Here is a 13,173-nt window from a genome sequence, read left to right on the forward strand (position 1 = left end):
CTGCCACGCGCGCTAGACGCCCGAGTCGGTGTCGACGGGGGCGTCCGGCTCGGTGGGGCGCGCCGCGGCGTCCCACAGGCGGATCGCCGAGCGGGGCACGGGGCCGACGACGTCGACGCGCCAGACGAGGTCGACCGGGGAGCCGGTGGCGCTCTCGTAGGGCAGCACGTGGAGGGGGGTGCCGGGGTCGAAGCGCAGCCGGTCCTGCAGGCGGGCGGGGGCGACGAGGAAGCTCGTGACGCGCTCGTGGTAGCGCTCGCCGACCTGCAGCTCGGTCAGCACGGTGGCGCTGACGGGGGTCATGGGGTCGGGGCGGGTCAGCGAGTCGAGCAGGAAGTCGTCCCACGGGACGTCGAGCTCGACGCCGTCCCAGTCCTCGGGGCGGCGCAGGGCGTTGAGCGGGTTGGTGCCCATCGGGCGGACGCGGGGGCGGGCGATGGCCTCCTCGTCGCGGGTGACGGAGGCGACGATGTCGGCGAGGCGCGGAGCGGCGACGCGGGTGAGGAGCGACTCGTCGTCCAGGGCGCGCAGCAGCATCCGCCGGGTGTGGTTGGACGAGTGCGGGAGGTCCTCGTCGAGGGCCGAGAGACCGAAGCCCTGGCCGGATCCGTAGTCGGCGGCCATCTCGCGTACGAGGGACTCGAATGCGTCGTGCCGCCAGCCGCGGCGGACGAGCTGCGCGGTCATGGCGGCGCGCATCCGGGCGACGGCGGCGGTCTCCTCTCCGCTCACCGTGGCGAGGCGCACGGCGAAGGGCATGTGGCCGCGCTCGACGTCGAACGTCTCGTGCTGCGTCCACACCGGCGGCACGTGCCACGGGCGGTGGATGGCCTTCGAGAGCAGCACCAGCCACTCCACGGCCTGGCGGTGCACGGAACGCAGGCGCGCGGCCTCCTCGCGGGCGCGGCGGGCGCTCGCACCGAGGTGGGCGAGGCGGGCGCGCTCGAGGCGGATCCTGCGCTCGAAGCGCGACCAGCCCGCGTGGTAGCGGGCCAGGGCGACGACGGTGAGGGTCACCCCGGCGACGCCGAGGCCGGCGAGGATCCACCACAGCACGGCCGAGATCGGATCCGGATTGAAGGAGCCGTCGGCATCGCGCGCGGCGTAGTCGTTCACCTGCCAGAGGCCGAAGCCGACGGCGAGCGCCAGGGCGATCACGAGGATCCAGCCGACGAGCATCGAGCGGTGGAAGTCGCGGCGGAGTCCGAGGAGCTCTCCGGGGCGCTGCGGGCGGAGGGCGTCGATCTCGCGGACGAAGGTCGCCGCCTCGTCCTCGGCGCGGCGACGCTCGCCGGCGAGGCGGTCGAGGAAGCGCCAGACGAAGGAGGTGCTCTGCGCGCCGGCCCAGAGGTCGTACTCGGCCAGGGCGCGGAGGCGGCTCGAGCGGCGCTCCTCGGCGAGGACCGGGTCGGGGTCGGGCTCGGCGGGGAGCTCGATGCGGACGCGGGCGGGGGTCTCGGGGTTCTCGGCGGGCGAGGTGGTCTCGGCGGGCTCGGCAGGCTCGGCGGTCGGCTCCTCGATCCGGGTGCCGTCCTCGGGAGGGGCGAACGGGGCGGGCTCGGGAGCCGGAACAACAGCAGGAGGAGCAACAGCCGCGGGAACCGCCGCCACCGATCCCTCCGCCGCCGTCACCCAGTCCTCGAGCCTCCGCCTGGGGTCGTCCAGAGTCAGCGCGTACCAGTCCACCCGCTTCGGGAATACGGGCGGCACGTCGTGCCCGGCCGGGTTCCACGCGTCGTCCGGCAGGGCGAGGACGTCGGCGACGCGGCCGAAGACCGGCACGGCTCCCTCCACGGGGGCGAATCCGGCGTCGCGCAGGTCGGCGCTGCCGTCGAGCGAGCCGAAGACGAGTTCGCGCAGCCCGGCCCAGAGCTCGGGGGTGGTGCGCACGTGCGCCATGGCCGCGGGGGCGTCGGCCTCGGTGCGGGCCCGGGCCTCGTCCTCCTGCAGGCGCCGCAGATCGGCGAGCAGCAGCCGGTCGCGCACGTCGAGCACCTCGTCGAAGGAGGTGCCGACGACGGCGGAGCCCTCCTCGGTGTGCAGGGCGCGGGTGACGGCGCGGTAGGTGCTCGAGGTCAGGCGGCGCAGCGCCCACTTGGGCATCTGCGCGAGCTTGCTCGACGCGAACACCAGGAAGCGGCCGCCCTGCGAGGCGAGGCCGATGCGGTCCACCTCGGGCAGGGCGAGTGCACCGGCGGCGTCGTAGGTGAGGGCTCCCCCGTCGAGCCGGAGGGCGCCCTCGACCATGCCGTCGACGTAGCCGGCGATGCGGCCGTCCTCGATGAAGGCGGTGCCGGGCGGCGGCGGGCTGACGCTGGGGTCGATCAGGAGGGAGTCGGGGCGGGCCGCGTTCTCGAGCACGCCGGCGGCGACGCGGCGGCCGAGCGACTCCGTCAGCACCGCGTTGAGGAACACGCGCGAGATCCAGACCGAGGCTCCGCCGTCGCTCTCGCGCGACATCAGCTCGACGCTGCCCTCGCTGACGCCGTTCCAGAGACCGGCGACCGAGGCGAGGTGGGTGAGCGTGAAGCCGGTGAAGCGCTCGTCGTCGCGCACGAAGGCGTCGCCGGACCACGGGCTCGAGCGGTCCTCGGGCGAGGCGATGACCACGAAGCCGTGCTCGTGGCTCTCGACGCGCTCGCGCAGCTGGAACGCGGTGGGCGCGCAGATCAGGGTGACGTGGCGCAGCTCCGTCGTCTGGTCGGCCAGCGTCGCGGAGGGATTGGGCAGCGGCATCGAAGTGCGCACCCACGAGCGCACCAGGTCGGCGACCTCGTCCTGCGCCTGGTCGGTCTCGCGCTCGGGCAGGGACGAGCGGAGGGTGATCAGGCGCACCAGGGCGAGCTGCTCCTCGGCCAGTGCCTCGAAGAGGTCGACCGAGATCGCCACCGACTCGAGGTCGGCGCCCACTCCCAGCACCACGGCCTCGATCTGCGGAGGCGCGTAGGGCGAGGTCTTCACGTGCTCGGGCAGCACCCAGAGGGCCTGGCCCAGCAGGCCGGTCTTCGTCCACTGCGCCGCGAGCTCGAGCAGGGTCTCGCCCTGCGCGCCGCTGGGCAGCAGCACGATCGCCGCCTTGCCGTCGGGCCAGAAACCGCCGGTCCGCGGATCCGACTCCACGCTCAGACCCCGGTGTCGCGCGGACCGGTGGACAGGACCGACGAGACCAGACCCTGCAGGGCGTCGCGGAACTGCTCCCGCATCTCCCAGGTCACCGGGTAGTCGTAGACCGACACCCGGTCGTCCTGCGCCACGATGTCGCTCTCGAACTTGGCCAGCTCGGCCGAGAGGTACGCCTGCACGGCGGTCCGGCGCGACGCGAGGTCGCCCTCGGCGGTGCCGGCGCGCGACGGCTCCGGAGTGGGGGCGCCGGTGGGCAGGGCGCCCGTCTGCAGCCACTCGGCCAGCTCGGTCTCCTCGCCGCGGCTGCCACCGAGCGACGTGAGCACGCGGTAGGGGGCGAGCGGAGCGAGCGTGCCGTCGACGTTGCAGAGCGCCATCGCGATCGCGAGCGACTGCAGCACCACTCCGGGGAAGTCGGCGGGGCGGGCGTTGCGCTCGCTGAGCAGCGGGTGCGGGAAGTCGGCGAAGCCGCGCGCCGCCGGATCCCAGACCGAGAGCTTCGGGCCCTTCTCGCCCTGCGTCGAGTCGACGGCGAGGCGGCCGAGGGCCTTGGCGACGTACCAGCCGCGGATCATCGACTCGATCGCGCGCGGATCCGCCGGGATGCTCTCGCCGAGCAGTCGCGCGCGCTTGAACTTCCAGAACGCCTCGCGGCTGTCCTGGGTGTTCGACTGCGCGAGCCAGCCGCGGGCGATGGGCTCCATCACCGAGTCCATCACGATGGGCTGGTAGGGGAAGCCGGACATCGCGAAGACCTCGATGCCGTCGACCTTCTGGTCCTGGAACCACGACTCGCTGGTCGCGTCGTCCCAGACGCCCATCTGGCCGAGCACGCCCTTGGTCACCTCGTACATCTCGGTGCCCGTGCGGAACGGGATGGAGCTGAAGACGAGCGAGGTGTCCTCGTTGATCGCCTTGCCGTGCACGGCGCGCAGGAGCGCCGGATTGAGCTTCACCAGCGGCTCGCTCGCGCCGAGGGCGGCCTGGAGCTGCTCGCGGTAGCGGTCGCGCCGCTCGGCGAAGACGTTCGGCGGCAGCACCTCGGAGTCGAAGAAGCCGAGCAGGTCCTCGCCGATGTAGGCGGCGAACGGGGTGCCGTCGCGCTTCATCCACGCGCGGGCCCGGGCGACGTAGGTCTCGGGGTCGGTGGCGAGGTCGAAGGTCGCGCGCTGCGCGGGGTTCGCGACGGCCGGATCCGCGGTGACGGTCGGCTTCCAGGTGCGCGGGTTCGCGACCAGCGACCAGGTCTCGTCCGAGCCCTCGGAATCGGGGCTGACGCCCACCAGGAGATCGGTGAGGACGCGCAGCACGGCGTCCTGGTACTTGGCGTCGCCGTCGACGGAGGCGCGCACCAGCTTCTGGAACTCGGCGGGGTACTTCTCGGGCTCCACGAGCATCCGCTCGTTGGGCGCCGGGGTGTACTTGCGCGGCACGGTCTCGTCGACGCGGCGGGGCCAGAACTCGTAGGCGTTCTCGCGGTCGTCGATCGTCTTGCGCGCGTTCACGCGCTGCAGGAGCGCGGTGCGCGAGCCGTCGAGGTAGTCGGCGAGCGGGCCGAGGAAGGTCTCGCGCAGCTCGGCGAGCAGGGCCGAGGCGGAGTCGCGGAGCGCGGCCTCGGAGGACCACTCCAGCGCCTGCCCGAGCCGCTGGATCGCGAACTGCACCGCCTCCTGATCCGGGCGGATGGACTGCTGGTTCGCGGCCGTGCGCAGCTCGTCCGAGACGAGGGAGCCGAGGCCGGCCACCCACTCCTCGTGCTGGCGCGCGTCGATCCGGAGCGCGTCGACCGTGCCCTTGAGACCGCGCTCGAGGCGGCGGAGCATCGCCACGACGACCGGGCAGCCGTCCTGGGCAACGTAGCGCGACACCGTCTCGAGGAGGTGGCCGGGCATCGTGCGCGTCCACTCGTCGAGGCGGCGCTGGCGCGCCTCGCGGTCGCGCTGGAGGAGCCGGGGGCTCGTGCGCGTGTACTCGTTGACGAGGCGGTCCGACCAGGTGGTGATGTCGGCGCCGCCCTGGCGGTCGAGCGACTCCGGACGGCTGAGCTCCTCGTCGGCGCCGCGCTGCAGCTCCGCCTTGATCACGTCGAGCACCGCGGTGTCGCGCAGCGCGTCGGTGACGTCGTTGTGCTCGGCGGTCTCCTCGTTCAGGCGCAGATCGCGGATGAAGCGCTGGTACTCGCTGTCGGCCGACTTCTCGATGTACTCGCGCTCGGTCATCCGCTCGAACTGCGGGTCCTCCTCGGAGTGCGCGAAGAGCATCCGGTCGATGGCCGAGCGGGCGAAGCGCTCGGCGGAGTACTCGAGGAAGCGCTCGCGGCCCAGGGTCACCCGGCCGAAGCCGATGGAGGAGAAGGGCGGCGAGTGGTGCGCGGGGCTCATGAGACCGGAGTTGTCGGGCAGCACGTTCGCGGCCGAGCGGGCCTGCCAGTTGCCCGAGGAGTAGGCGATCATGTCGTCCTGCACGCGCTCGTCGATCATCCACGCGGTGAGGCTGGTGGCGACGGCGTCGTAGACGGCGTTCTGGTCCTCGAAGGTGACCTTGCTGTTGCTGCGGCCCACGATGAAGGGGTACGCGGCGCCGACGCGGTCCATCGCGGCTCCGTACGAGGGGGCGACGCCCTTGGTGCGCAGGAGCTCGAGGGTGGCGGCCGAGGGGGTGTCGGTCCAGAAGCCGTTCATCGTCTCCGAGATCGCGGCGAGCGCGTTGCCGGGCATCCCGGCGGTCACGTTCAGCTGGTCGAAGACGTCGGGCGCGTAGAGCATGCTGAAGAACTGGTTCGACCACGGGTACTGCTTGGCGGTCGACTTGACGATCTCGATCACGTCGAGGAACTGGCCCGCTCCTGAGCCTCCCGCGACCGACGAGATCACGATGACGATCGGGCTGCCGTCTCCCCCGTCGTCGCGGGCGCGCAGGCGCTGGCCGAGCGTCTGCAGCTCGGCGAGCGACTCCGCGTCGTTCATCTTGCCGATCGCGAAGCGCGCGGCCTGGGCGATCTCCTTGGTGGCCGCGAGCGCGACGGCGCGGCCGACGGCGCGGTACTGGCCCGCGCCCTTGGTGACGTCGACCTTGACCTGACGGGGGTCGGGCAGCTGGCGCTCGATGTCGTGGCGCATCGCGTTGTTGGTCGCGTGGGCGCTCGTGATCGAGCCGTGCACGATGTCGAACGTCGCGGCGGTGCTCACGAGGCCGCGGTAGTCCTGCCGGGGCAGGAACGGCGCCTGGTACTCCATGCCGTCCTGCACGGTCGGGGTGTCGAAGTGCAGGAAGCGCCAGGCGGAGGGGATGCCGCCCTCCCAGCCGAGCTGCTGGAGCTTGAGCTCGAGCTGGTACTTGATGCCGCGGAGGGTCTTGCCGCCGGAGCCGCCGACTCCGATGAGAAGGAAGGGTTTGAGCATGACTGTCTGCTTTCTTCGGCGGCGCTGTCAGCGACCGCGGGGCGGAGGGGTACGGGGGCCGGAGCGTCCGGGCGGCGGGGGCGGCGGGGCGCCTCCCGGCCTCGGCGGCGGCGGAGAGGACGGGCGGCCGGGAGCACCGCCCGAGCGGGCGGGCGGGCCGCCGGGGCGCGGGGGCGACGGCGGGCGGGGCGGAGTGGCGGTGGGGGTGCCGCCGCGGGGCGGGGCCGGCGGGCGCGAGGGGCGCTCGGGGCGCTCTGGCTGCGGGCGCTGGTTCTGCGGGCGCTCCGGCTGCGCGGGCTCCGGGCGCTTCGCGGCCCGCTCGCGGCGCAGGGCCTCGAGGGTCGTCCATGCGGGGGCCCCGGAGTCGCGGAGCAGATCGTCGAGGCGGCGCGCGTACTGCGCCTCGTCGTCGCGGTCGACGCGGTGGTAGAGCACCGCGAGGGCGCGCACCGGGTCGTCCGAGCGGGGCCGGTCGAGCTCGCGCTCGGGCACGACGATCGCCCAGAACGCATCCAGCGGCAGGGTGCGGAAGCCCATCCCGCCGTCGGGGAGCCGGGTGCCCGCGGAGGTGCTGCGGGTGCCGGTGCGGGACGCCACGACGACTCCGCCGGCGGGCGGGCCGACGCGGTAGCCGGGAGCCTTGAGCGGCCACCACGGCACATGCACGCGCAGACGGCCGAGGTCGGGATCCGGGATCTCGTGCACCCCGGTCTCGCTCCTCAGGTAGCGGAAGCGGTCGTCGAGGCGGTCCGACGGGAGCGTCGAGCGGACGCCGTCGGGGGTGATCTCGACGGGGATCGTGCCGCGCTGGAACGAGCCCTGCATCGCGATCTTCGCGTTCCAGCGGTTGAAGAGGTACAGGACGACGAGAGGGAGCAGGAGCCCGAGCAGGAGGAGGACCAGCGCGATCAGCCCGATCGCCGCCGCGTTCACGGGGAAGGTCGACGGGAACGAGACGGCGACGGTCTGCGGGGCGCTGCCTCCGTCGGCGGTGCGGATGTCGAGGGGCAGGGTGGCCGAGACGGTGGAGTCGGCGGGCACCGGGTTCTCGGCGGAGACGGCGAGGGTCCGGGCGCTGCCGGGGGCGACGACGACGCAGTCGCCCGGTGCGAGCGCGGCGCCGCTGTCGTCGGTGAAGGTCCAGGTCCAGCTGCCGGCGCGGTCGGCGTTGTCGCTCGTGATCTCGGGGGGCGCGGCGAGGCAGACCCGGCCGTCGCCGCCGGCGGTCGGTCCCTGGAGCGCGAGGGTCCCCTCCGCTCGGCCCTCCGCTCCCGTGAGCTCGCTCAGCACGAGCGGCGAGGCGACGCTCGGGAACGACGCGGGCAGCACGGTGGCGACCCGCTGCTGCGTGGTGACCGGCGCGAGGGCGACCGCGTGCGGCGCGGTGCTGAGCGGGTCGAGGGAGGCGGTGACGAGGATCTCGGACGCCGTCACGTCGGCGGGCAGCGGGAGGGTGATCGCTCCGGACGCCTCGTCGATGCGCGCGCCCTCGAGCGGCGAGGTCGCGCCGTCGGCGGTCGAGGTGGCGGTGAAGACGGCCTCGTCGAAGACCGAGAGGTCGGCCGCAGTGCCGTCGGCGTTCTCGACGCGGGCGCTGAGGGTGGCCGAGAGCGAGCCGTCCTCGGCGCGCTCGACCGAGTTGGCCTCGTCGAAGACGATGCGGAGGTCGCTGAAGAAGAAGACGTCCTCGGTGCCGGCGGCGCTCAGCGTCCACTGACCCTGCAGCTCGGGGCGGTCGACGGTCAGCGTGACGAGCGAGACGCCGGACGAGCCGGTGACCTCGAGCCCCGCGGTGCCGGAGTCGGCCGACAGCACGGGCAGGCCGGACCCGGCGGGAGGGGTGAGGGTCCACGCGGGGTCGGACACGACGGCCTGGATGCGCGAGACGCCGGCGTCGATCCAGAAGGTGCCGTCGGCGGCGAGGGGCTGGGCGGAGCCGCCGGCGATGCGGCTGCCGAGCTCGAGGAACACGGACGCGAGCGCGTCGGGGTCGGAGGCGTCGACGACGGCGCCGCGGACGGCCCCCTCGGGCGCGGTGGCGGGTCCGCACGACGCGGTGCCGCCTCCGTACTCGCCCGTGCCCTCGACGAGGGGCCACATGATGCCGGCCTGCTCGCGCTGCTCGCCGTCGGCGAGGAGGGTGCCGAGGACCACGACGCCGGCCTGGCGGAGCGCGGCGAGCACGCCGTTGCCCTCCGGCTCGGCGCCGTCGGGGTCGATGCGGACGCCGCACAGCGCGTTGGTGGCATCCGCGGTGGCCGAGGCCGAGCCGAGGTCGATCTCGCCGTCGGTCAGCCAGACGACGAGCTGGCAGGCGGAGCCGGCGCTCGGCTGGTTCTGCAGCGCGGTCTGCACGCCCTCGAGCCCTGCGAGCCAGTTCGTGCCTCCGCCCGGCGTCTTCTCGCGGATCTCGGTGGCGAGGACGCCCGGGCTGTCGGCGGTCCACGGCCGCCAGTCGACCGCGGGCTCGAAGGCGCGGCTGAAGAACGCGGCGCCCCAGTTGACCGTGAGCGAGTCGCGGAGTCCGCCGAGCTCGGCGAGGCTGCCCCCGAGGATGTCTGCCCGGGCGACGTCGGGGTCGGAGCCGCGGCCGTCGTCGCCGCCGGTGTTCAGCGAGCCGGAGCTGTCGATGAGGTAGTACACGTTCAGCACATCGGAGGAGGAGAGGCAGGTGCGCAGGTCCTCGATCGCGCCGCGGCCTGTGTCGGTGAGGGACGCGGTGGGTGTGGAGGTGGTGGTCGTGGCGATCGCGGCGGATCCGCCGGCCAGGACCAGCAGGAGCACCGCGACGACGACCGCGAGGGCCCGCCGGATCACGCGGTGAGCCATTCGGACACGGGCACGCTGATGTTGAGGATGTGCCAGGCGCCGAGCACGAGGCCCGCGCCCGAGATCCAGAGCAGTGCCCGCGAGTAGAGGGGGTTCGGCACGAAGTGCCGGGCGTCGCGGAGGGCGTGCGAGCGCTGGCTCGCGAGATCCCAGCCGGTCGCGAGGAACACGAGCACCGGAGTGAGGACGTAGCCGACGGCGCTCATCCAGACCGCGCCGCCCTGCACCAGCGGGAGCGGGACGCCGAGCACGCGCACGGGGGCGGCGGCCGTCGCGAGGGCCGCGATCGCGAGGATCAGGCTCGCCGCGAAGCCCGTCGCGCCCACGATCAGGGGCAGCGCACGGGCGGAACGACGGGCCGCGGGGGCCCGGTTGAGGACGGTCGACACCGGTCCACCCTCCGCTGTCGCAGCTGAACGCTCCCTGTTGGGGGCGGCATTCCAGTATGCAGACCCCTCCGCGAGAGGCCAAACGCCGTCAGGCGGGCGGCGGTGCGGTCGACTCGCGGACGACGAGGGTGGTGGCGAGCTCGAGGCGGTGCGAGACCGGGGGGATGCCGTCGTGCATCCGGATCAGGGTCTCGACGGCGAGGCGGCCGATGTCGTGCAGGGGCGTGTGGACGGTGGAGAGCAGCGGCGCGGTGGGCAGATCGGCGTAGGTGTCGTCGTAGCCCATGACGCTGACGTCCCCGGGGACCCGCAGGCCCGCGGCGAGCACGGCGCGGACCGCCTGGAACGCGGCGAGGTCGGTGGTGGCGACGATCGCGGTGGGCGGATCGGGGAGCGCGAGGAGTCCGGGGACGATGCGCTCGGCGCTCGCCATGCCGTGCTCGGAGACGAGGGCCGGGTCTTCCGCGAGGCCCGCTGCGGCGAGGGCCTCGCGGTAGCCGCCGTAGCGGGCGCGGAGCCCCGGGTTCGCGGCGTGCCCGCCGACGAAGGCGATCCTGCGGTGGCCGAGGGCGACGAGGTGCTCGGTCGACTGCTGGCCGCCGACCCAGTGGTTCGAGCCGATGCTCGCGACGGAGGGGTCGAGCGGATTCGGGGCGTCGACCGCGACGAGCGCGAGGCCCGCGTCGGCGCACTCGGCGACCAGGCCCGAGTCGATGGCCGTGGTGACGGCGAGCAGGCCCAGGTGGCCCTGCGCGGCGACGGAGCGGACGAACTCGCGGTCGAAGCGCATCCCCTCCTCCGCGGAGCCGCCCGGGGCGAGGACGCGGGTCGCGACATCGACGCGCTCGCTCTGAGCTCCTCCGACGACGCCCTCGAGGACGCGCAGGGAGTAGAGGGAGAGCAGCGTGTCGAAGACGACGGTGATCGACCCGCCGACGCGCCGGGCGCGGGTGCTGGGCGTGTAGCCGAGCTCGCGCAGGGCCCGCTCGACCCGCTCGCGGGTGGCCGGGGACGCGCCGGGGCGGCCGTTGAGGACCTTGGACGCGGTGGCCTTCGAGACGCCGGCGCGGGCGGCGACGACGTCGAGGGTGACGCGGACGTCGGGGGTGCGAGCCACGGGGGCCTTCCGGTGGGGGGGCGGGGAGCCGCGCGGGCGGCGGGCGGGGCGGTTCGGGTGCGGACTTCGAGTGGAGGGGACGGCTCGGGTGCGGACTCGAGCGGGTGGGACGAGCGTAGCGGAAACTGTTTCTCCTCCGCTCCCCTCGGCGCGCCTCGGCACTCCTCCAGAAGTTGCGGTGAGCGCCAGCACTTACCGCAACTTCTGGAAGAGCGCGGGAAGGATGAGGCGGGGAAGGTGCGAGACGTCGGGCGTTGCGCGCGCCGCGGCAGCCGCCTACGCTGAGCCCGATCGCGAAACTAAGCGAAACAGTTTCCAGGAGGGCTTCCGCATGACCTACACCCCGCCCCAGGTGCTCTTCGGCGCCGCGTACTACCACGAGTACCAGCCCACGCCGCGGCTGCGGCAGGACTTCGAGGAGATGCGCGAGGCCGGCTTCACGGTCGTCCGCGTCGGCGAGTCGGTCTGGTCGACGTGGGAGCCGGAGGACGGCGTCTTCGATCTGGAGTGGATCACTCCGGTACTCGACACCGCCCGGGAGTTCGGCATCGGCGTGATCCTCGGCACGCCGACCTACGCGATCCCGCCGTGGCTGCAGCGCCGCTACCCCGAGATCAACGTCGAGATCGCGACGGGCAGGCCGTTCGGCTGGGGCATGCGCCAGGAGATCGACGTGGCCCACGCGGCGTTCCGCTTCCACGTCGACCGCGTCATCCGCCGGATCCTCGTGCGGCACGCCGAGCACCCCTCGATCATCGGCTTCCAGGTCGACAACGAGCCGGGGGCCTGGCAGATCTTCAACCACCAGGCGTTCGAGCGGTTCCGCGACCGGCTCCGCACGACCTACGGCACCGTCGAGCGCCTCAACGAGGAGTGGGGGCTGACCTACTGGTCGCACCGCCTCACCGACTGGAGCGATCTCTGGCGGCCCGACGCCAACTTCCTGCCGCAGTACGACCTCGCGTGGCGGCTGTTCCAGGCCGACCTGGTCACGGAATACCTGCAGTGGCAGACGGACATCGTGGCGGAGTACGCGGGCGAGCGCTTCGTGATGACCTGCCTGTCGTACACGCGGCCGACCATCCGCGATGACGCCGTCGGCGCGATGATGACGGTCACCGCGGGCAACCCGTACTACAAGGCGCAGGACTCGCTCGCGCTGCCCGACGCCGAGGTGAAGCCGCAGACCTGGTGGACGCAGGGCACCTGGGCGCTCTACCACTCCGCCGACTGGATGTACGGCACCCGGCACGAGCCCTTCCTCGTCACCGAGGTGGGCGCCCAGTCGATCGGCTTCTCGTCGATGAACAACCCGGCCTATCCGGGCCAGCGCCGCCAGGGGGTCTGGGCGCTGATCAGCCGCGGCGCCCAGATGATCGAGTACTGGCACTGGCACACCCTGCACTTCGGCCCCGAGACCTACTGGGGCGGAGTGCTGCCGCACTCGCAGAAGCCGGGGCGCACCTACCGCGAGATCGCCGCGATCGGGGCCGAGCTCGGCGAGCTGGGCGATCGGATCGTCGGGCTCGCGCCGGACGCGCAGGTCGGCGTCCTCTACGACCACGCCTCGAAGTGGACGTTCGAGCGCTTCGGACCGCTCGGCGGGCCGGACGGCATGCCCGTGCCCGACTCCTACTCCCCCCTCGTCGAGGCCTTCGTGCGCGGCGCGTTCGACGCGGGGCTGCAGACCCGGCTCTTCCACGCGAGCGGGCTGCTCGAGCACGAGGCGGCGACGGTGGCGGCCGAGCAGCCGGTGTTCGTGGCGTCGGCCTACTACGCGGCCGACGACGCGGTGCTGGAGTGGCTGCTCGCGTACGCCGCGGCCGGCGGGCACCTGGTGCTCGGCCCCCGCACCGGCTACGCCGACACCCAGGCGCGGGCCCGGCTGGAGGTCGCGCCGGGCGGCGGCCTCCTCGGCGGCCGCGGGCGCCTGGTACGACGAGTACACGAACCCGGAGCAGCCCGTGCCGGTCGTGGCGGTGGCGGCCCCCGGGCTGCCCGCACTCGAGCTGCCCGACGGCGCCGCGGTCACCTCGTGGATCGAGAGCTACGAGACGACGGACGCCGAGGTCCTCGCTCGCTACGAGCACCCGTTCCACGGCGACTACGCCGCGCTGACCTCGCGGGCGCACGGAGCGGGACGCGTCTCGACGGTGGGCGGGCTGCCCGACCCGCGCTTCGCCGCGGCCGTGCTCGGCTGGGCGGGCGAGGTCGCGGGCGTCGCGCCCTGGCGCCCGGAGGCGGGCTCGGTGCGCGTCCACTCCGCCGTCAACGCACGGGCCGAGCGCCTGCACGTGGTGCAGAACTGGTCGTG

5 protein-coding genes and 1 pseudogene are annotated in these 13,173 nt (G+C 73.6%); 1 reads left to right on the forward strand and 5 read right to left on the reverse strand.

Annotation, left to right across the window (positions count from 1 at the left end; translation table 11 throughout):
• Positions 1-12: 12 nt before the first annotated feature.
• The 5 genes from AC0CID_RS09665 to AC0CID_RS09685 all read right to left on the reverse strand — a co-directional run bounded on the left by AC0CID_RS09665 (position 13) and on the right by AC0CID_RS09685 (position 10,859).
• On the reverse strand, positions 13-3,120 hold the full coding sequence (locus AC0CID_RS09665) for a hypothetical protein (protein ID WP_465226622.1): 3,108 nt from the start codon (positions 3,118-3,120) through the stop codon (positions 13-15).
• Positions 3,121-3,122: 2 nt separating this feature from the next.
• Positions 3,123-6,524, reverse strand: coding sequence for a tubulin-like doman-containing protein (locus AC0CID_RS09670; RefSeq protein ID WP_465226623.1), 3,402 nt, complete (start codon positions 6,522-6,524; stop codon positions 3,123-3,125).
• A 27-nt stretch (positions 6,525-6,551) separates the two neighbouring features.
• Positions 6,552-9,353: a hypothetical protein gene (locus tag AC0CID_RS09675; protein ID WP_465226624.1), complete on the reverse strand. Its 2,802-nt coding sequence runs from the start codon at positions 9,351-9,353 to the stop codon at positions 6,552-6,554.
• Positions 9,338-9,742, reverse strand: a complete 405-nt coding sequence (locus tag AC0CID_RS09680) for a hypothetical protein (RefSeq protein ID WP_465226625.1) — start codon at positions 9,740-9,742, stop codon at positions 9,338-9,340. Before AC0CID_RS09680 ends, AC0CID_RS09675 begins: the two co-directional genes overlap by 16 nt.
• Positions 9,743-9,830: 88 nt before the next feature.
• A complete protein-coding gene (locus AC0CID_RS09685; protein WP_465226626.1) occupies positions 9,831-10,859 on the reverse strand; it encodes a substrate-binding domain-containing protein in 1,029 nt (342 codons plus the stop codon).
• Positions 10,860-11,280: 421 nt separating this feature from the next.
• Here AC0CID_RS09685 and AC0CID_RS09690 point away from each other — a divergent pair.
• Positions 11,281-12,702 (forward strand): annotated as a pseudogene (locus tag AC0CID_RS09690) (beta-galactosidase); the annotation flags it as partial.
• Positions 12,703-13,173 lie beyond the last annotated feature (471 nt).

The sequence above is a fragment of the Rathayibacter sp. AC451 genome, assembly GCF_979253095.1.

What these genes read in the sequence shown, in the direction of transcription:
- AC0CID_RS09670 (WP_465226623.1), bottom strand. Translation starts at nt 6,524, where the DNA reads ATGCTCAAACCCTTCCTTCTCATCGGAGTCGGCGGCTCCGGCGGCAAG.
- AC0CID_RS09675 (WP_465226624.1), bottom strand. Translation starts at nt 9,353, where the DNA reads ATGGCTCACCGCGTGATCCGGCGGGCCCTCGCGGTCGTCGTCGCGGTG.